The following is a 19,004-nucleotide window of genomic DNA, read 5'->3' as shown; positions in this document are numbered from 1 at the left end:
CACCGCCGCATGACTTTCCAAGGAAGCCATAGATGAACGCCCCGACCAGCACCGTGCTTGCCCCGCCGCCCCCCAAGCGGTTGGAGGATATGAAGCTGCCCATCGTGATGATGCGCGATATCCTTCTGAAAACGATCTTTCGCAAGAACGTCGAGATGGTCAGCGATCTGGCTCAAGCGCTCTGCCTGCCGATCCCGGTCACGCAGGAGATGGTCGACCAAGCCCGCAGCCAGCGCCTGATCGAAGCCACCGGCACGCTCAGCGCCACCAGCGGCAATGAGATGGGCTATCAGTTGACTGATGCGGGCAAGGCGCGCGCATTGGATGCGCTGGCGCAGTCGGAATATTTCGGCGCCATGCCCGTCCCGCTTGAGGTTTATCGCGAGCAGGTCAAACGCCAATCCGTGCGCAATCTGCAAATCACCCGTGACCAGTTGACCGGCGCCATGGGCCATTTGGTGCTGCACGACAGCCTGCTGGATCACCTCGGCCCCGCCGTCTCTGCCGGGCGGTCGATCCTGATGTACGGCCCGCCGGGAAACGGCAAATCCAGCATTTCCAATGGCATACGCGACGCGCTTGGCGATCGGGTCTATGTCCCCCGCGCCATCGAATACGCAGGCCAAGTCATCACCGTCTATGACCCGATCGTTCATTCCGCCGCCGAGGCCGAGGTGCAAGACCCAACCTCCCTGCGCCGGATCACGCGCTATGACGCCCGCTATGTCTGCTGCGAACGCCCCACCGTCATCACGGGCGGCGAGTTGACGCTCGACATGCTCGATCTGGTCTACAACCCCACGGCGCGGACCTATCAGGCGCCGCTGCAACTCAAGGCTACAGGCGGCATCTTCATCGTCGACGACCTTGGCCGCCAAAAAGAGCCGCCGCAAAGCATCATCAACCGCTGGATTGTCCCGCTGGAGGAAAGCAAAGACATCCTCGCCCTGCAATCGGGCGAGAAATTCGAGGTGCCCTTCGACACGCTGGTGATCTTCTCTACCAACTTCCACCCGAACGAGATTTTCGACCAAGCCGCCCTGCGGCGTATCTTTTTCAAGATCAAGATCGACGGGCCGGACCAAGAGAACTTCCTCAAGATCTTTGCCATGGTCGCCCGCAAACGCGGCATGCCGCTGGATGAGGCGACGCTGGTTCATCTGCTCAAGGTGAAATACCCCACCATCGACAATGTCTACGCGAACTATCAGCCGAATTTCCTGATCGACCAGATGATCGCGATCTGTGATTTCGAAGGCATCCCCTATCAGATGAACCCCGATCTGGTGGACCGGGCATGGGCCAATATGTTCGTTCGCGATGAGGTGATCGTTAAATAGCCGCTGGCACCGCGCCCAGCCGATACTACATTGGGTGCATGCGCGCCCTACCCCCCAAATTCGCCGATTGGTTCGCCCAGAACGGCTGGTCTTTGCACCCGCACCAGCAAGAGATGCTGGACCGTGCCGAGGCCCCCGCCCTGCTTCTCATCGCCCCCACAGGGGGCGGCAAAACGCTGGCCGGTTTCCTGCCAACCCTCGTCGATCTGGCCGAAGAAGAGCACGAGGGGATGCACACGCTCTATATATCGCCGCTCAAGGCGCTGGCGGCGGACATCAAACGCAACCTCACCCGCCCGGTCGAGGAGATGCGCCTACCGATCCGTATTGAGGACCGCACCGGCGACACCTCGCAGTCGCGCCGCCGCCGCCAACGCGCCGACCCGCCACATATCCTGCTGACCACACCCGAGAGCCTCGCCCTGCTGACCTCCTACGAGGACGCCGCGCGCACCTTTCGGGGCCTCAAACGCGTGGTGATCGACGAGATCCACGCGCTGGCCGAAAGCAAACGCGGCGACCAACTGATGCTGGCGCTGACCCGCCTGCAAGCACTCTGCCCCGACCTGAAACGCGTGGGCCTCTCGGCCACTGTCGAAGACCCTTCGGCCATCGCCCACTTGATGGCCCGCCACCCCGACGCCTGCGAAGTGCTCTTGGCCGATCCCGGCCCCGCCCCCGACATCCAGATGCTGCGCACCGAGGAGGCCCCGCCCTGGGCCGGCGGCGGTGCGGCTTATGCGATCCCCGCGGTCCTCGAACAGGTGCGCCAACACAAGACGACGCTCATCTTCCACAACACCCGCGCGCAGGCCGAGATCTTCTTCCACAAGCTCTGGCTCGCCAACGAGGACGCCCTGCCCATCGCCATCCACCACGGCAGCCTCGACCGCGCGCAGCGCGAAAAGGTCGAGGCGGCGATGGTACGCGGCGATCTGCGCGCCATCGTCTGCACCGGCACGCTTGATCTGGGGATCGACTGGGGCGACGTGGACCTCATCATCCAGATCGGCGCGCCGAAGAACGTGAAACGTCTGGTCCAGCGCATCGGCCGCGCCAACCACCGCTACAACGCCCCCTCCAAAGCGCTCCTGGTCCCCGCCAACCGCTTTGAAGTGGTGGAATGCGTGGCGGCGCTAGAGGCCGTGCTCGAAGGTGCACTCGACGGCGATCCGCGCGGGCAAGGCCCGCGCGACGTGCTCTGCCAGCACATCCTCATCGCTGCCTGCGCCGGCCCCTTCGACGCCGAGGACCTCTTTGCCCAAATCCGCACCGCCGGCGCCTATGCCAACCTCTCGCGCGCCGCCTTCGATGCTTGCCTCGATTTCTGCGCCACGGGGGGCTACGCGCTGCGCGCCTATGACCGCTGGCAAAGGCTGCTGCAACGCCCCGATGGGCAATGGCAACTGCGTGACCCCCGCGCCGCGCAACGCATCCGTATGAACATCGGCACCATTCAGGACACCGACAAGCTCAAGGTCCGCATGAAACGCAACCGCAGCGGCAAACCCCTAGGCGAGATCGAAGAAGGCTTTGCCGCCACGCTGACCAAAGGCGATACCTTCCTGATCGGCGGGCAAATCGTGCGCTACGAAGGGCTGCGCGAAACCGTGGTCGAGGTCAGCCGAAATGCCGCCAAAAGGCCGAAAGTGGCGACCTTTGGCGGTACGAAATTCGCCACCTCCACCCAACTCTCGGCCCGCGTGCAACAAATGTTCACCCAAGACAGCTGGCCCGAACTGCCGCCCCACACCGCCGAATGGCTCAGCCTGCAACGTGAGGTCAGCCAACTGCCGCAGCCCGGCACGCTGCTGGTGGAAAGCTTCCCCCATGACTTTGCCGAACAGACGGTCTTCTACGGCTTTGCGGGACGTAACGGCCAACAAACGCTCGGCCTTCTGCTCACCAAACGCATGGAGGACCTCGGCCTGCGCCCCTTGGGCTTCGTCGCAACAGACTATGCCACGCTAATCTGGGGGCTCTCCCCTGTCGACGACCCCGCGCCGCTGCTTGATCCGACAGTGCTGCACGAAGGGCTCGACAGTTGGCTCGCGGGCAATGCCGTGATGAAACGCACTTTTCGCGCCGCCGCCACCATCGCCGGGCTGATCGAGCGCAACAGCCCGCAGGCGCGCAAATCCGGACGGCAAACGACTTTTTCCAGCGACATCCTCTACGACACCCTACACCGCTATGAACCGGACCACCTGATGCTCGACATCACCCGCGAAGAAGCCCTCAGCGGTTTGGTGGATTTCGGCAGAATCGAAGAAATGCTCGGGCGGATCGCCGGGCGGATCACCCATCGCAAGCTCTCCCGCGTAAGCCCCCTAGCCGCGCCGCTGTTTCTCGAAATGGGCCGCGTTCCGGTCGAAGGCGCCGGGCAGGATCGTCTGTTGGCAGAAGAGGCGGAACGTTTGATGGAAGCCTCCGGCCTCGCGCAGCTCACCCCACCGCCGTCGGATCAGCCGCCATGGCGGGATGGTCGTTGAACTTGAGCGTTTCGCGGGCAGAGAGGGTCTGCAAGGTATTTGAAAAAGGATGAAGATGTTAAGGGTTCTTTAACCAAGGTGGCGCATCTTCCTCTCGCGGTACAGGCTGAGGAGCCGATGACCGCAAAGGATGAAGGCGCGTCTCCGGTCCGGCGACCACCCGATCGCGGGGCGCGCTTTCTGCAATTCATCCTTTCTTAAATACCTCTGCGCTGACCTTTCCGTCTGCGCAACCTTCGCGTTTGGCCCCTTGCCAAATCTGTGCCGATCCCAGATGAACAAAGGATGAACGGACTTAAGTTTTCATTCGCCGGGGCCGGGCTCACTGCGCTTGGTTCTGGCGCGCTTTGGTGGCGCGAAAGGGATTTGCTTTGTGTGAGCGACCTTCACTTGGGCAAGTCGGAACGGATCGCGCGGCGCGGCGGGTCGGCGCTGCCGCCTTATGAGACGCGCGATACGTTGAACCGGTTAGCGGCCGACCTGTCTTTCACGCAGGCGCGCCATGTGATCTGTCTTGGCGATAGTTTTGATGACCTCGGCGCGGCGCAGGCGCTGCCAGAGGAAGAGCGGCTTTGGATTCTTGGTCTGCAGGCCGGGCGGCGGTGGGATTGGATCGAAGGCAATCATGATCCGGGCCCGGTTGGGTTGGGTGGTACCCATTTGGCTGAGTTGGCGCTCGGCCCGCTGACCTTTCGGCATATTGCCGCGGAGGGTGCCTGCGGCGAGGTGTCAGGGCATTATCACCCCAAGGCATCGATCCGTGCGCGGGGCCGCAGCATCTCGCGTCCGGCGTTTTTGTTTGACAGCAAGCGGCTGATCCTGCCTGCATATGGCACCTATACCGGCGGGCTGCGCAGCCAGTCGCGGGTGCTTTGTGATTTGATGGGACCAGAGGCCTGTGCGGTGCTGACGGGGCCGCACCCTGTGGCGATCCCCATGCCCGGAAAGATGCGATGATGGACGATCAGATTGAACGCCGGGTGCGGGAGAGTTTTGCCAAGCAGACCATGATGCAGACCTTGGGGGCCGAGATCATCGAAGTGCAGTCGGGTCTGGTCAGGGTTGCCGCGCCGGTCCTGCCGGGCGCGATGCAGCAGCAGGGTTTTGGCCATGCGGGGCTGACCTTTTCCATCGGCGATTCCGCGGCGGGCTATGCGGCCTTGAGCATGTTGCCGCCGGAGGTGGACGTCGTGACCTCGGAGATCAAGATCAACCTTTTGGCCCCCGCCCGGGGAGACCGGCTGGTTGCCACGGGCCGGGTGGTCAAACCGGGCCGGCGGCTTTGTGTGGTCACGGCAGAGGTGCATGCGGAAACGGATGGCGCGGCCAAGCTCATCGCCATCCTGCAGGGCACCATCGTGCCGGTGCCAGGCGCTTAGGCGGTCAGGCCTTCGGGCTCTGCCAACCCATTGGCGCGGCAGCAGGCGGTGACCGTATTGGCCAGCAGGCAGGCGATCGTCATCGGCCCGACCCCGCCGGGCACCGGGGTAATGGCCCCGGCGCGCTGGCTGGCGCTGTCGAAGTCCACGTCGCCAACCAGTTTGGTTTTCTCGCCGGTTTCGATCCGGTTGATGCCCACGTCGATCACCGTCGCGCCCTCTTTGATCCAATCGCCGGGCACCATTTCGGGGCGGCCAACGGCGGCGACCACGATATCGGCGCGGCGCACCACTTCGGGCAGATCGCGGGTGCGGCTATGCGCGATGGTCACCGTGCAGCTATCGCCCAAGAGCAGTTGCGCCATCGGTTTGCCGACAATGTTGGAACGGCCAATGACCACCGCGTTCATACCCGTCAGATCGCCGTGATAGTCCCGCAGCATCATCAGGCAGCCCAGCGGGGTGCAGGGCACCATGCTTTTCTGCCCTGTGCCCAACAGACCGACGTTGGAGATGTGAAAACCGTCCACGTCCTTGGCGGGCGAGACGGCATTGACCACACGGGTTTCGTCCAGATGATCCGGCAATGGCAGTTGCACGAGGATGCCGTGGATCTCGGGGTCGTTGTTCAACGCGTCGATCAGCTTGAGCAGGTCGTCCTGATCGACGGTCGCGGGCAGCTTGTGTTCGACCGACTTCATGCCGACCTCGCGAGTCATTTTGCCCTTGGAGCGGACATAGACATGGCTTGCCGGGTCTTCGCCCACCAGCACCACGGCGAGGCCGGGGGTGACGCCGTGATCCGTCTTCAGCCGGTCGACATGGCCCGCGACCTTCTCACGCACCGTTGCTGCAAAGGCTCTGCCATCGATGATTGTCGCTGCCATATCCGTCTCACTTTCGCTCGCTGCAGGTTGAACATGCTCTACATCACCGCGACGGCGGGTCATTGCAACCCGCCTTAGAACAATCCCTCCACATCGCCATCGGCGTTGAGCTTGATTGCCTCGGCAGAAGGCACCCGCGGCAGGCCCGGCATGGTCATGATCTCACCGCAGATGACGACGACGAAACCCGCCCCTGCCGAAAGGCGCACCTCGCGGATGGGGACGCTGAAACCGGTGGGCGCGCCGCGCAGGTCGGGATCGGTCGAAAAGCTATATTGGGTCTTGGCCATGCAGACCGGCAGATCGCCATAGCCCTGCACCTCCCAATCCTTCAACTGGTTGCGCACCTTTTGGTCGGCCAGCACTTCATCGGCACGGTAGACACGTTTTGCGATGGTCTCGATCTTTTCGAACAGCGGCATCTCGTCAGCATAGAGCGGAGCGAAATTCGCGTGATCGCCATCGGCGATCTCTGCCACGCGGGTGGCCAGGTCGGCGGAGCCTTCCGAGCCCAGTTCCCAGTGGCGCGAGAGGATCGCCTCGGCCCCTTGGCCCGCGACATAGTCCTTCACAGCCGCCACTTCGGCATCGGTATCAGTGACGAAATGGTTGATCGCCACGACCACGGGCACGCCAAAGGATTTCACGTTTTCGATGTGGCGGCCAAGGTTGGCGCAGCCCTGTTGCACGGCCTCGACATTCTCGGTCCCTAGGTCGGCTTTCGCCACGCCGCCGTTCATCTTCATCGCGCGCACCGTGGCGACGACGACCACCACCGAAGGCGCCAGCCCCGCCTTGCGGCATTTGATGTTCATGAATTTCTCGGCCCCGAGATCGGCGCCAAAGCCTGCCTCTGTCACCACATAATCCACCAGTTTCAACGCCGTGGTCGTGGCGATGACCGAGTTGCAGCCGTGGGCGATATTGGCGAAGGGCCCGCCGTGGACGAAGGCTGGGTTGTTTTCCAACGTCTGCACGAGGTTCGGCTGCATCGCGTCCTTCAAGAGCACTGTCATCGCCCCATCCGCCTTGATGTCGCGGGCGTAGACCGGGCTGCGGTCGCGGCGGTAGGCGACGATCATCGCGCCAAGGCGCTCTTGCAGATCGGTAAGGTTCTTGGCCAGACAGAGGATCGCCATCACCTCGGAGGCTACGGTGATGTCAAAGCCCGTCTCGCGCGGGAAACCGTTGGGCACACCGCCCAAGGAGGCGGTGATCTGACGCAGGGCGCGGTCGTTCATGTCGACCACCCGGCGCCATGTGACGCGGCGGGTGTCGATCTCCAACTCGTTGCCCCAATAGATGTGATTGTCGATCATCGCCGCCAACAGGTTGTGGGCGCTGGTGATGGCGTGGAAATCGCCGGTGAAATGCAGGTTCATCTCTTCCATCGGCACAACTTGGGCATAGCCGCCGCCCGCAGCGCCCCCCTTCATCCCGAAGTTCGGCCCGAGCGAGGCTTCGCGGATGCAGACCGCCGCCTTTTTGCCGATCCGGTTCAGCCCGTCGCCGAGCCCGACGGTGGTGGTGGTCTTGCCCTCCCCCGCCGGGGTTGGGTTGATCGCGGTGACGAGGATCAGCTTGCCGTTCGCGCGCTCCTGCACGGAATCGATGAAGGATTGGCTTACCTTCGCCTTGTCATGGCCATAGGGCAGCAGGTCGTCGCTTGAGATGCTCAGCTTCGCGCCGATTTCTTGGATAGGGCGTTTCGCCGCTTCGCGGGCGATTTGAATGTCGGTTTTAAAAGCCATGAGAATCCCCTGTTGCCGTTGGTGGCGATCTTTATTCTTTAGCCATAGCGCGACAAGCCCCAGACGGGGGGCCGTGTTTCCGACACTCAAAGTTCGCGAAACGGCGCGTGCTTAGCCCAGATGCGGCCAGACCGGCTGGTTCGGCACGAAAAGCCGTAGTTCGTCCGCGATGCTCAACGGCCCCTCCCGCTCGACCCATGCGGTCACGCCGCGTTTGCCTTGGGCGGCGGCTTTAAAGGTTTTGCCATGGCCGGGGGCCTCCACCTCAATCTCGCGGGCAGGCAGGTTGCAGGGGCCGTTTTCGATATCCACGACCAAGGTGGTGCCATGCGCGTTTTGCAGCCGCGACCCCGGCGGGACGAGGGTGAAATCTAGGATCCCTTCAAGGATGATCGAAGCGCCCAGCAGGGTCGGGTCGAGCTTGGGAAGGTCGATGGCTGCGGCGATCTCGGCCATCTCTTCGGCGGAGAGGATGGAGAGTTGGCGCGTGTTGCGTATCTCCGTCCCCTTGGCATGCAGGTTGCGCACGCGCACGCAGGCGGGGCGGGTCAGCCCCGCGTGGAAATCCCCTTCGATGCCCGCATAGGTCGCAAAGGCCTGCTCCACCCCGACCGAGCGAATGTTCTCGCGGTCCTGAGGGACCATGCCCAGCCAAGTGATCCGGGCGGTATGGTCTGTCTTGCGCAGTTCGGGCATGGGGCGTCCTTTGGGCTGGTTTGGCAACGCCATCCTATGCCTATTGCCGGATCAGATGCACCTTGAAACCGCCCCCGCTCAATGAGGCTTCGGCAAGGGTGCCCGCCGTGTAGACAAGCGTCATCCCGAAAGATTTGAGATAAAAGGGAGAGACATAGCCCGGCCCCATGACGACGCGGTAGGACATATCGCAGAACACCGAAGCCCCCTCCTCTCGGCTGCCCTGCGTCGCGATCTGCACCACGCGGCGCCCATCGTAGAGCGACAGCGGCGTGGGGCAGCTTTTGCCGGTGGCAAGGGCGGCGAAAAGCTCGGGCGGGAAGAGGACACCGGCAGGCACCGCTCCGGCCTCCGACATTTTCGTCATTTCCGAAGCCGGGGTGATCGCGACCGAGGTGACCTGCCCCGCAGCCCGGTCAATCGCGATATCGCGCGTCTCGCTCCCCCGGTTGGACCCGAGATAGCTGACCGCGGTGCCACTCGACTGGGTGACCGCCTTGAAGCTGCCGTTCTTGATGCCGAAGGGCGCGTTGTCGAGCGACAAGAGGAAGGCCGCGTTCCGGCTTTGCCCGTTGAACTGCAAGGTCCCCAGCTGCCGCCCGCCTAAAGCGACCGCATAGGTCTGCGGCTCGGCCCAGACCGGTCCGGCGGTGAAGGCGAGTAGAAGGGCGAGGGCAGAAAGGATGCGTCGCATAAGACCCGGCTTGTTCCAGAATTCCGTCCCTGTCTAACGCGATGGCGACTGTGAAGCGATAGAGGAATTCCCGCCTGCATATCGAAGCTAGGGGGAGAACATTTGACTCTTTTGGCTTCAGGTACTCCAACCTTCCCTACGGGGGTCTCCAGTAAGGTAGAATTGGCGTATCAGCGTCAGGTACTTTCTGAAGTCGGAGTTTTCTTTAGCGAGGCGAGAGCAAGTGGCCCAATCAACGTCCGCCCGCTCGGTGGCCGGAATGACGATCTGGCTTTCGTCCGGGTTGTTGGTGTCTAGCAATATTAAACCAATCCCGTGCAAGCCATGCAGCATACGAAGCTCACTCATGGTGTCGTCACCTGTCACTTCGGCCGAAACCAGATATCCGAAATTAGCCCACGTTGAGTTTGAAACGGCTTGGAAATAGACCTGCCGTAAGTTTGCTCTATTGATCTTGAGCTTAGCTTCGACAGACCAAAGTCGTGCTTTCGGCTGTGAAGTGGTGTCCACTAACTGTTGCACGTCTCCGTGCCAGTGAGAGTATATATCCTCCATGCAAACTAAATCCGGAAAGAGCCATTTGTTACTTCCAGATTTAAGCGTATTTGAAGAACGTCGCTCGTCAATTCGTTTACTGTATACCCCGAACTCCGAGAATAGGTAGTTGGCGAGCAGAGGGTACATGTCCTTTTCCGTGAGAGCGGCGAATGCAGGTTCTTCTTGATCAGCTTCCGGAACATCTATGTCCTCTATTTCCTGCTCTTCTGATTTCTCGCTCCAGTAGTATTTCTTAGGACGGTCGGCTGTGGTTTTCAGTTGTGGGTACCGTTTCTGAATCCTTGGCCTCTGAGAACCAATCTCCGCTACGATTTGCTGAAGTAGTTCAGCATCTGAGTTGATGGCTGCGCTTCTTTGTTTTTTCGTTTCACACCATTGAGGCTGCGTTTCAAAAATCCACTCAGCAATTTGTCTGGCCGACAATCTTAGCTCTTTTTCACTCTTGAGCCTCTGAACAATCAAACTGGGCAAACTCTTCTGCATAAGGGTTCTTTCGATAAATCCTGGAAACTCTCCGAGAATTTGAAATTCGCAATATAGAGGGTCGAAACCCAAAAATAAGCTATCTCCTATTGATGATACTGCAACTGCCGAAAACGAAAAGACCCCGCCGAAGCGGGGTCTTTCAAATGTCGTAGGTCGGATCAGACCGAAGGTTCAGGTTCCATCCCGCCGTCCTTCGGCGGGGACTTCTTGCCCTTCGCCTTGGGGATCGCGGTGACGCTCGGCGCGCTGCCGGTGTCGGAGTTGTCGTCGTCGGAATCCTCTGCCGGCGGCAGGCCGTCCATGACGCGTTTGATCTCATCGCCGGTCAGGGTCTCATATTCCAGCAGTCCTTGTGCCAGACGCTCGAACTCCACCTCTTTCTCGGTGATGATCTTCATCGCGCGGTCATAGCCGTCTTGGATGAACTGCTGCACCTCTTTCTCGACCAACTCCTTGGTATTGGCTGAGACGGAGAAGCCCGCAGTGTTGCCCTGATAGCCCTGCGCGGCTTCGGAATAGTCGATATTGCCGACCTTATCCGACATGCCCCATTGCAGCACCATCGCACGCGCCAGCGCAGACGCTTGCTGGATGTCGCCCGCCGGACCGTTGGAGACCGAATCCGGCCCGTATTTGTGGATTTCCGCCGCCTTGCCCGCCATGGCCATGGCCAGACGCTGATGGCATTCGTCCTTGAACATGTTCAGCCGGTCGATCTCGGGCAGGCTCATCACCATGCCGAGCGCGCCGCCGCGCGGGATGATCGTGGCCTTGTAGACCGGGTCGCATTTGGGCAACGTCATGCCCACCAGCGCGTGACCGGCCTCGTGATAGGCGGTCATTTCCTTCTGCTCTGCGGTCATCACCATCGACCGGCGCTCGGGGCCCATCATCACCTTGTCCTTGGCCTGTTCGAAATCGACCATAGTGACGAAACGCCGGCCGACGCGGGCGGCCATCAGCGCGGCCTCGTTCACGAGGTTTGCAAGGTCAGCACCCGAGAAGCCCGGCGTGCCGCGCGCGATGATGCGCAGGTCGACGTCCGGCCCCAGCGGGGTCTTGCGGGCATGCACCGAAAGGATCTTCTCGCGGCCTTTGATGTCGGGGTTGGGCACGGTGACCTGACGGTCGAAACGGCCCGGACGCAGCAGCGCGGGGTCGAGCACGTCGCGACGGTTGGTCGCGGCGAGGATGATGACGCCCTCGTTGCTCTCGAAACCGTCCATCTCGACCAGAAGCTGGTTCAGGGTCTGCTCACGCTCATCGTTGCCGCCGCCATAGCCTGCGCCACGGTGGCGACCGACGGCGTCGATCTCGTCGATGAAGACAATACAGGGGGCGTTCTTTTTGGCCTGTTCGAACATGTCGCGCACGCGGCTGGCACCGACACCCACGAACATCTCAACGAAGTCGGAGCCCGAAATGGTGAAGAAGGGCACGCCAGCCTCGCCCGCAATCGCACGGGCCAGCAGCGTCTTACCGGTGCCCGGAGGGCCCACCAGCAGCGCGCCTTTCGGGATCTTGCCGCCGAGGCGCGAGAATTTCTGTGGGTTGCGCAGGAATTCGACGATCTCTTCAAGCTCTTCCTTGGCCTCGTCGATGCCCGCGACATCGTCAAAGGTCACGCGGCCATGCTTTTCGGTCAGCATCTTGGCCTTGGATTTGCCAAAGCCCATGGCCCCGCCCTTACCGCCGCCCTGCATGCGGTTCATGAAGTAAATCCACACGCCGATCAGCAGCGCGATGGGCAAAAGCGACATCAGAAAGGTCTGGAAACCGGATTGTTGCTGGGGGCGCGCTTTGACGGGGATGTCGTTGTCGATCAGAAGCTGGGTCAGCTCGGCATCGCCGGGTTTGATCGTCAGGTAGTCGGCACCATCCGCTTGGCGGAATCGCACCTGCTCACCATCCAATGTCACATTTCGGACATCCCCATCCTGTACGGAGGTGACGAATTCGGAATAGCTGACTTCGTTGTTTTGCAGCGACCCGCTGGACCCGCTGAACAGGTTGAACAGCGCCAGCACAAGCAACATCAGGACAACCCAGAAGGCGAGGTTACGAACATTTCCCAAGGGAATTCTCCTAAATTCACATGGCCGCGGGCAAGTCCCGCAACCCAAGGGGCGCCCGTTCGGGCAACCACCATACTAAGATAGACATGATGCGCTCATGTTCAATGCGATAATGGCGCGGTTTTGTTCCATTCCGCGCCGCTTTCGCGCCGGACATGCCATTTCTGGTCCAGCCCGGCAAGGGGCGCGGCAAGCAGCCGCGGGCCCTGCCAGATGGCCGGGGTCGACAGCAAGGCGGCACGGGGTCGCCCAAGGCTGCGCCAATCGGGGCATTGGGCCAGCCCCTCGGGGCCAAGCGCGCGCAATTCGGCCTCGGGCGGCAGCCCTTCGGGGGGAATCGCACGCCAGCGTCCGTCCCAAAGCTGATCCGCAGGCACGCGCAGATCGCGCACCGCGTAATACTCGCGAAAGACCCAGATTTCACCGCGCCGGAGCAGTGCCTGACACCCCGCCAGCGTGGCCGCCTGCCCTTCCGCTAGCCCCGCGATCAGGGTAGCGACGGGGCCGCGGCGCGGGGGGTAAGCGCCGCCGTTGATCTGCCCAAGTGCCCGGAGCATCAGGCGGCGGCGGATCTCTTCCGGCTCGGCGAAAAAGGCATCGGCCTGCATCACCTGGGCGCCCGCCTCCATACGCAGAATATCGCCCGCGGCGCGGTCGGTTTGGATGTCCAATGCCGCCCGGGCGGTGGCCATGTTGCGCGCGACCTCGGCCAAAGTCTCTACATCGATGCCAAGCGGTGCGAGGGCATCAAGGGTTTGGCGGGTTCTGATCCGGGCATAGCGCGGGTCATCGTTGCTGGGGTCTTCGACCCAGTGCAGCCCCGCCCGCCGCAGATGATCGCGCAGGGCCGCGCGCCGGGCGAAAAGCAGCGGGCGCAGCCATGTGACACCGAACCTTTCGCTGCGCGGCGCCATGGCCGCAAGGCCGTCCACCCCCGAGCGGCGCGCCAAGCGCATCAGCACCGTCTCGGCTTGATCGTCCGCCGTATGGCCAAGGGCCACGACGGGAAGCCCGCGCCGCGCGGCCCAATCGGCCATCAGGCGATAGCGCGCCTCACGCGCGGCGTTTTGAAGATTGCCCTGCCCGTCCCAACCGCGCCAGTGCAGGGTTTCATGGGCCAGCCCCAGTCGGGCGGCATGGCGCGCAACCATGGCGGCCTCTTCCGCCGCTTCTGGGCGCAGTCCATGGTCGACGGTCACGGTCTCAAGATGGCTGCCCGTCGCTGTCGCCAGCCCATGCAGAAGCGACAGCAGCGCCATGGAATCGCCCCCGCCCGAAACGGCGACGCCAAGGCGGGGCGGCAGCGCGCCGCCCAAGCCAGAAAGCAACCCCTCGGTCAGCGCTGCATCAGCCGTTGCGGCGGGTGCAGTCATCTGCGGTCAGGAACAACCCAGCGTCTGGCGCTGCGCCTCGGCTTGGCTGACCTGCGGGGCGTTCGGGAAGCGCACGGCGACTTCCGAGAGGGTCACGCAGGCCTCTTGGGTCTGCTCCAACACGCCAAGGGCGCGGCCCAGCTCGAAGAGCGACCGCGGGGCCACTGGCCCTTCGGGATCGGTACTGAAGGCCGCGAGATAGGCGCGCGCCGCTTCGCGGTTGTCGCCCAGACCCGTGAGGGCTTCGCCCCGGCGCATCTCGGCCTCGGCGGCTAGCGGGCCACCGGGGTAGGTCGTATTGAAGGCCGCAAAGAGGTCGGCGGCGCTGCGAAAGTCACCTGATGCGAGCGCCTCCTGCGCCCGCTCGAAATCGGCCTTCTCGCTGACCGCCAGCTCTGCTTCGTTGATCGGGGTGATGATGCCGCCGGAAGCGCCCGCTTCGCCGTTACCGGGGGTCACTTCGACCACCTCACGGCCCGCTTCGGGGGCGGGGGCTGCCACGGCGGGCGCCTCCCCTCCGCCGAGGGTCGAAGTCTCACCCAAAGCGCTCAGATCGCCGCCCTCAAGCTCGACCAAACGGTACTCCAGATCGCCAATCCGGTTGGTGCCATCGGCGACGATCCGGTTGATGCGGTTCTCCATCTCCTCTGTCTTGGAGGTGAGGCGCTGCAACTCGCTCTCCATGGTGCTGACCCGCTCCAACACCGAATTGCCGCCGGTCTCGACCGAGGCGCCGCCGGTGGTCGACAATTCGCGGCGCAGCTTTTGCACCTCGACGTTGAGCACGGTCAGCTGCTGGCGAATGTCAGCCAGCGTTTGATCGTTGTCCTGCGCCATAAGCGCAGCGGGGGCGGTCATCAGCCCCATCACGGCCACGAAGATATATCGCTTCAGCACATCGGCCTCCTTGGATTGGTCATTGCTTGGGAAGTTGCCGCGATCAGCTGGTCAGCGCGCCGCCAGCCAGCACGGTCACGGCGCGGCGGTTCTTGGCATAGCAAGCCTCTGCCGAGCAGATCTCAATCGGGCGTTCCTTGCCGTAGCTGATGGTCTTGAGCCGCGAGGCCGCGATCCCGCGTGAGATCATATATTCGCGCACCGCGTTGGCACGGCGACCGCCAAGCGCGATGTTGTATTCGCGCGTGCCCTGCTCATCGGCATGGCCTTCGATCACGGCTTGGTAATCGGAATTGGCCTGAAGCCATGCGACCTGCCCGTCAAGCGTGGCGCGACCTTCGTCGGTCAGGGTGGATTGGTCTACAAGGAACAGCACCCGGTCGCCCACGGCCTGCTGGAAATAGGCGGTGGAGGTCGGGTCATTCGCGCTGCCCGGCACCACGCCGGCGTTGACCCCGGCCCCTGCATTTGCCCCGCCCATGCCATCGGCACCAAAGCGGTCAGGGTTGGTACAGGCCGACACGGCCAATGCGGAAATCAAAAGCGTGCTGGTCAGAATGCGTTTCATGGGGTCTGCCTTCTATGTGGTGGCGTTATCGTTGCTGGTATTAACACAGGCGCGGGATCATTGGAATTGCCCGCACCCGTGGGTGGCATGTGGAAACCTTAATCTTGCAGCGGTGACCACGAGGGGTCAGAACCGCCCTCGGGCGTGCGCACAGGCTTGAGGTTGCGCCCCGAAATATCGACGGAATAGAGCGAGGAGGACCCGCCCGCCCCTTGGGTTTCGCGCGCGAACATGATCACCCGCCCATTGGGGGCCCAAGTCGGACCCTCATCAAGGAAGGAGGCGGTCAGCAAACGCTCTTCCGAGCCATCCAGCCGCATGACACCGATGTGGAAGCGGCCCTTGTTCTGCTTGGTGAAGGCCACCAGATCCCCGCGCGGCGACCAGACGGGCGTGCCGTAGCGCCCCTCGCCAAAGGAAATCCGCGTCGCCTCGCCCCCGGTGGCGGGCATGACATAAAGCTGCGGGCTGCCGGAACGGTCACTCTCAAAGACGATCTGGCTGCCATCGGGCGAGAAGCTCGGCGCCGTCTCAATCGCAGGCGTGTTCGTCAGGCGCACCGACTGGCCGCTGTTGATGTCCATCGAATAGATGTCCGTGTTGCCGCCTTGGCTCAACGAATAGACGACCGTCTGACCGCTGGGCGAGAACCGCGGCGCGAAAGCCATGGAGCCTTCGGCGCTTTGCAGCGCGCGGCGTTGGACGGTGCCGATGTCGAGCACATAAATGCGCGGGAAGCCGCTTTCATAGCTGGTGTAGAGCACACGGTCCCCGCTGGGCGAAAAACGCGGCGCCAGCACGATAGAGCCGGATTCGGTGAGGTATTTCAGGTTCGCCCCGTCATAGTCCATCACGGCCAGACGTTTCTGGCGATTGTCCTTCGGCCCGGTCTCAGAGACGAACACCACGCGGCTGTCGAAATAGCCACCCTCGCCGGTGATCCGGCTGTAAACCGCATCGGCCACCTTATGCGCCATGCGCCGCCAGCCATCGACAGTGCCGCTGAATTGCAAACCGCCCTGCCCGCTGGCATCCAGCAGCTCCTCACCCGAGAAGACGTCATAGACGCGGAACTTCACGTTCACGCTGTTGCCGGTGACATTGACCGCCCCGGTGATCAGCGCCTGCGCGTTGATCGCCTTCCAATCGGCGTATTCGACCGGCGCGTTGAAGTCGCTCACGGTGGAGATATAGGCGCTGGCCGGAATCTCGCGGAAGAGGCCGGTGCCGGTCAGGTCGTCCGAGACGACGCGGGCGATATCGACGGCCAGTTGCCCGGCCTCGCCGCTTTCGGGCTGAAAGCTGGGGACGGCGAAGGGCAAGGGTTCGATGGTCGGGTCGTCAATCACGATGCGCAACGGTTCGGCGCGCGCGGTGTCCGGGGCCGCCGCGAAGACGGTCGCGGCCCCCAGTGCCAGAAGTCCCAGAAGTCTCGTCAGCATGTTATCGGCTCCTCATTGGGTCGAATGTCATCTCGATGTCTTGCCACTGGCTGTATTTTTCCTGCGGCAGGTCGTAGCCGCGGCTGCCGCAGCGGATGATTGCACGTTTCGCCGCCTCGAAGGCCTGCCTTGCTGCGGCATCGCCACCGCCCGAGGCGCTGAGCATCCGGATCGACCCGATCACCGGCGTGCCGTCCTGATTCATCTGCAGCCCCACGATCACCGTGGTCCGCGCCGCTTCGGTCGACAGCGCGCCGATGTTCCAGCAGGCCGAGACCGCGACGCGCAGGCTCTCGCGCTCGCCCGAGGACAACGGCGGGCCGCTCGGCACCGGGGCCTCGGCCTCCGGCTGGCCGAGGACTTCGCTCAGCGCATCGGCGATGGCGTCTTCGGTCGTGTCCTGCGCAGGTTCCTCGGCGGGCTCCGGCGTCGGTTCGGGGGCGGCTTCCTCCTCGGGTTCCTCCTGGGCCTCGGCCACCTCAACGGGCGGCGGCGGGGACGGACGGCGACCGGGCGGGCGGGCCGAGGCCGCCGGGGCCTGATCGGCCTCGGTCACGATCTCGGTCGTGGTGTCCTCAGGCGTCTGCGCCTCTTGCGGCTCTTCTTCGACGACAACTTCCGGCTCGGCCTCAGGTTCGGGCGCGACGGCGGGCTGTTCGTCAAGGTCGGGGCGCGCTTCGGGCTCGGGCGGGGCCACGGGCTCGGGCGCCACGCGCGGGGCCTCGCGGGGGCGGGCCTCGGGGGCGATCTCGGGCACCAGAACGGCGGTGTCGCCGATGGGCTCGTTCAGTTCGGGCGCGCTGTCGTCCACTTCGGTCTGCGGCGGCAGTTCCAGCTCGGTCACCTCTGGCGGCGTGTCCTCGGGCGGGGTTTCGGTCTGCACCGGCTCGGGCTGTTCGATCTCTGTATCCGGCTCGGCGGTGATCTCGGGCGCCTCCTCGCTCGGCGCGGGCAATGCGGGCTGGGCCACCTCGGTGGTCGAGGCGGGCGGCTGCTGGGCCGAGACGAGCGCGTCATATTCCGCCGCCGAGATCACTGAGACCTCGGTCATCTCAACCGGCTCAGGCTCGGAAGTGAAGATGTTTCCGAACAACAGCCAGCCGATAAGACCCAGATGCCCGGCACCTGATATGTAATGCCCGGTATGCACCGCTCAGCCACCCGACGTGTCGCTGCCGTCCATCGCCGGACCGCCGATGTCGGTCACTAGACCGATGTTGGAAAATCCGCCCGCGTTGAGCGCGCCCATGACTTCCATGACCTGCGCATAGGGCACCGCGCCATCGGCGCGCAGGAAAACCCGGTCGCTGGCCCGCTCCGCCGCGATGGCGCGCAGCTTGGTCACCAGCTGGTCGCGCGGCGTGTCGGTGGTCTGGATCTGCACGCTGCCTTCGGCAGTGACGGTAACGGTTAGCGGCTCTTCTTGCTCGGCCGGCAGAGCCGTTGCAGCAGTCTTGGGCAGTTCCACTGGCACCCCGACGGTCAACAGCGGGGCCGCGACCATGAAGATGATCAGCAGCACCAGCATCACGTCCACGAAGGGCGTGACGTTGATCTCGGCCATCGGCTGGGCGCGGCCACGCCGCCGCCCCTTGCCGCCTTGCTTTTTCATGACACCCGCGCCCATGGCTCAGCTGTCCAACTGGCGGCTGAGGATGGTCGCAAATTCGTCCGAGAAGGCCTCGTAGGTGCCGAGGATCCGGTCACTGTCGGCGCTCAGCTTGTTGTAGAAGACCACCGCCGGGATCGCAGCGAGAAGGCCGATGCCGGTCGCCAGAAGCGCCTCGGCGATGCCCGGGGCCACGACGGCGAGGTTGGTGTTCTGCTGGGCCGCGATCTCGATGAAAGAGTTCATGATGCCGAAGACAGTGCCGAAGAGGCCAACAAAGGGCGCGGTGGAGCCCACGGTCGCCAGTACCGGCAGGCCCTTTTGCAGGCGCTCCGCTTCTTTCGCGATCGCCACGTCCATCGACCGGTCGATGCGTGCGGTTGCACCGGGGATCAGCGCGCCATCCTCGCGGTGCGAGCGGCGCCATTCCGACATGCCGGCGGCAAAGATCTTCTCCGACGGCCCATCGGGGTCGGCGCCAATCGTGTCAAAGAGACCATCCAAAGGCTCACCCGACCAGAAGGCCTGATCGAACTGCGCCGCCTCAGCGCGGGCGCGGCGGTATTGGATGGTTTTTTGAATGATGATCGACCAAGACCAGAAAGAGGCCCCGATCAGCATGATCATCACAAGTTTGACCGTGACCGTCGCCTTCGCGAACAGACCCCACAGGGAGAAATCGATCCCCTGTGCCAATGCCAGCGTCTCTGCTTCCATTTAACTATGCTCTTTTACTGCCGCCCCTTCGGGGCATTCT

At 63.3% G+C, this 19,004-nt stretch carries 17 protein-coding genes; 4 read left to right on the top strand and 13 right to left on the bottom strand.

What is annotated here, in order from left to right; genetic code table 11:
* Nucleotides 1-32: 32 nt before the first annotated feature.
* The 4 genes from ACGYLA_RS07290 (at nt 33) to ACGYLA_RS07275 (ending at nt 5,211) form a co-directional block, all read left to right on the top strand.
* Entirely contained in the window at nt 33-1,340 is a 1,308-nt protein-coding gene (locus tag ACGYLA_RS07290) for an ATPase (protein ID WP_394431482.1), read from the top strand.
* 38 nt (nt 1,341-1,378) lie between these two features.
* Nucleotides 1,379-3,832, top strand: coding sequence for a ligase-associated DNA damage response DEXH box helicase (locus tag ACGYLA_RS07285; protein ID WP_394431480.1), 2,454 nt, complete (start codon nt 1,379-1,381; stop codon nt 3,830-3,832).
* Between the two features lie 285 nt (nt 3,833-4,117).
* Nucleotides 4,118-4,789 carry a ligase-associated DNA damage response endonuclease PdeM gene (pdeM, locus tag ACGYLA_RS07280; protein WP_394431478.1) on the top strand — a complete coding sequence of 224 codons (672 nt, stop codon included), beginning with the start codon at nt 4,118-4,120 and terminating at the stop codon, nt 4,787-4,789.
* The gene (locus ACGYLA_RS07275; RefSeq protein WP_394431476.1) at nt 4,789-5,211 is read left to right on the top strand and encodes a PaaI family thioesterase; all 423 of its coding nucleotides are present in this window, start codon (nt 4,789-4,791) and stop codon (nt 5,209-5,211) included. The genes pdeM and ACGYLA_RS07275 overlap by 1 nt, the downstream gene beginning before the upstream one ends.
* On the opposite strand, the gene folD is transcribed toward ACGYLA_RS07275, so the two are convergent.
* The 13 genes from folD to tolQ form a co-directional block, all read right to left on the bottom strand.
* The gene (gene folD, locus ACGYLA_RS07270; protein ID WP_394431474.1) at nt 5,208-6,098 is read right to left on the bottom strand and encodes a bifunctional methylenetetrahydrofolate dehydrogenase/methenyltetrahydrofolate cyclohydrolase FolD; all 891 of its coding nucleotides are present in this window, start codon (nt 6,096-6,098) and stop codon (nt 5,208-5,210) included. The genes ACGYLA_RS07275 and folD overlap by 4 nt on opposite strands.
* Nucleotides 6,099-6,172: 74 nt before the next feature.
* A complete protein-coding gene (locus tag ACGYLA_RS07265; protein WP_394431472.1) occupies nt 6,173-7,849 on the bottom strand; it encodes a formate--tetrahydrofolate ligase in 1,677 nt (558 codons plus the stop codon).
* Nucleotides 7,850-7,960: 111 nt separating this feature from the next.
* Nucleotides 7,961-8,545: an MOSC domain-containing protein gene (locus ACGYLA_RS07260; protein WP_394431470.1), complete on the bottom strand. Its 585-nt coding sequence runs from the start codon at nt 8,543-8,545 to the stop codon at nt 7,961-7,963.
* A gap of 40 nt (nt 8,546-8,585) precedes the next feature.
* The gene (locus tag ACGYLA_RS07255; RefSeq protein ID WP_394431468.1) at nt 8,586-9,239 is read right to left on the bottom strand and encodes a hypothetical protein; all 654 of its coding nucleotides are present in this window, start codon (nt 9,237-9,239) and stop codon (nt 8,586-8,588) included.
* A 117-nt stretch (nt 9,240-9,356) separates the two neighbouring features.
* A complete protein-coding gene (locus tag ACGYLA_RS07250; protein ID WP_394431466.1) occupies nt 9,357-10,280 on the bottom strand; it encodes a COG2958 family protein in 924 nt (307 codons plus the stop codon).
* Between the two features lie 161 nt (nt 10,281-10,441).
* On the bottom strand, nt 10,442-12,358 hold the full coding sequence (gene ftsH, locus ACGYLA_RS07245; protein WP_394431464.1) for an ATP-dependent zinc metalloprotease FtsH: 1,917 nt from the start codon (nt 12,356-12,358) through the stop codon (nt 10,442-10,444).
* Between the two features lie 101 nt (nt 12,359-12,459).
* Nucleotides 12,460-13,731, bottom strand: coding sequence for a tRNA lysidine(34) synthetase TilS (tilS, locus tag ACGYLA_RS07240; RefSeq protein WP_394431462.1), 1,272 nt, complete (start codon nt 13,729-13,731; stop codon nt 12,460-12,462).
* A 6-nt stretch (nt 13,732-13,737) separates the two neighbouring features.
* Nucleotides 13,738-14,598, bottom strand: coding sequence for a tol-pal system protein YbgF (gene ybgF / locus ACGYLA_RS07235; protein WP_394431662.1), 861 nt, complete (start codon nt 14,596-14,598; stop codon nt 13,738-13,740).
* 73 nt (nt 14,599-14,671) lie between these two features.
* Nucleotides 14,672-15,196: a peptidoglycan-associated lipoprotein Pal gene (gene pal, locus ACGYLA_RS07230; RefSeq protein ID WP_067262930.1), complete on the bottom strand. Its 525-nt coding sequence runs from the start codon at nt 15,194-15,196 to the stop codon at nt 14,672-14,674.
* 98 nt (nt 15,197-15,294) lie between these two features.
* Nucleotides 15,295-16,638: a Tol-Pal system beta propeller repeat protein TolB gene (gene tolB / locus ACGYLA_RS07225; protein WP_394410222.1), complete on the bottom strand. Its 1,344-nt coding sequence runs from the start codon at nt 16,636-16,638 to the stop codon at nt 15,295-15,297.
* A 1-nt stretch (nt 16,639) separates the two neighbouring features.
* Nucleotides 16,640-17,731: an energy transducer TonB gene (locus ACGYLA_RS07220; RefSeq protein ID WP_394431459.1), complete on the bottom strand. Its 1,092-nt coding sequence runs from the start codon at nt 17,729-17,731 to the stop codon at nt 16,640-16,642.
* 60 nt (nt 17,732-17,791) lie between these two features.
* Nucleotides 17,792-18,265 carry a protein TolR gene (tolR, locus tag ACGYLA_RS07215; protein WP_394431457.1) on the bottom strand — a complete coding sequence of 158 codons (474 nt, stop codon included), beginning with the start codon at nt 18,263-18,265 and terminating at the stop codon, nt 17,792-17,794.
* Nucleotides 18,266-18,268: 3 nt separating this feature from the next.
* Nucleotides 18,269-18,964: a protein TolQ gene (gene tolQ / locus ACGYLA_RS07210; RefSeq protein WP_394416768.1), complete on the bottom strand. Its 696-nt coding sequence runs from the start codon at nt 18,962-18,964 to the stop codon at nt 18,269-18,271.
* Nucleotides 18,965-19,004: the final 40 nt, after the last annotated feature.

The organism is Sulfitobacter sp. 1A13679 (assembly GCF_043557115.1).
GTDB lineage: Bacteria > Pseudomonadota > Alphaproteobacteria > Rhodobacterales > Rhodobacteraceae > Sulfitobacter > Sulfitobacter faviae.
This window is presented reverse-complemented; position numbering and strand designations above follow the sequence as displayed.

Excerpts from the sequence above, each read along its gene's own strand:
- folD (WP_394431474.1), bottom strand. The coding sequence starts at position 6,098 with ATGGCAGCGACAATCATCGATGGCAGAGCCTTTGCAGCAACGGTGCGT.
- pdeM (WP_394431478.1), top strand. The coding sequence starts at position 4,118 with ATGAACGGACTTAAGTTTTCATTCGCCGGGGCCGGGCTCACTGCGCTT.
- ACGYLA_RS07260 (WP_394431470.1), bottom strand. The coding sequence starts at position 8,545 with ATGCCCGAACTGCGCAAGACAGACCATACCGCCCGGATCACTTGGCTG.
- ACGYLA_RS07285 (WP_394431480.1), top strand. The coding sequence starts at position 1,379 with ATGCGCGCCCTACCCCCCAAATTCGCCGATTGGTTCGCCCAGAACGGC.
- ACGYLA_RS07275 (WP_394431476.1), top strand. The coding sequence starts at position 4,789 with ATGGACGATCAGATTGAACGCCGGGTGCGGGAGAGTTTTGCCAAGCAG.
- tilS (WP_394431462.1), bottom strand. The coding sequence starts at position 13,731 with ATGACTGCACCCGCCGCAACGGCTGATGCAGCGCTGACCGAGGGGTTG.
- tolR (WP_394431457.1), bottom strand. The coding sequence starts at position 18,265 with ATGGGCGCGGGTGTCATGAAAAAGCAAGGCGGCAAGGGGCGGCGGCGT.
- ACGYLA_RS07250 (WP_394431466.1), bottom strand. The coding sequence starts at position 10,280 with ATGCAGAAGAGTTTGCCCAGTTTGATTGTTCAGAGGCTCAAGAGTGAA.
- tolB (WP_394410222.1), bottom strand. The coding sequence starts at position 16,638 with ATGCTGACGAGACTTCTGGGACTTCTGGCACTGGGGGCCGCGACCGTC.
- ACGYLA_RS07290 (WP_394431482.1), top strand. The coding sequence starts at position 33 with ATGAACGCCCCGACCAGCACCGTGCTTGCCCCGCCGCCCCCCAAGCGG.
- ACGYLA_RS07265 (WP_394431472.1), bottom strand. The coding sequence starts at position 7,849 with ATGGCTTTTAAAACCGACATTCAAATCGCCCGCGAAGCGGCGAAACGC.
- ybgF (WP_394431662.1), bottom strand. The coding sequence starts at position 14,598 with ATGGGGCTGATGACCGCCCCCGCTGCGCTTATGGCGCAGGACAACGAT.
- pal (WP_067262930.1), bottom strand. The coding sequence starts at position 15,196 with ATGAAACGCATTCTGACCAGCACGCTTTTGATTTCCGCATTGGCCGTG.
- ACGYLA_RS07255 (WP_394431468.1), bottom strand. The coding sequence starts at position 9,239 with ATGCGACGCATCCTTTCTGCCCTCGCCCTTCTACTCGCCTTCACCGCC.
- tolQ (WP_394416768.1), bottom strand. The coding sequence starts at position 18,964 with ATGGAAGCAGAGACGCTGGCATTGGCACAGGGGATCGATTTCTCCCTG.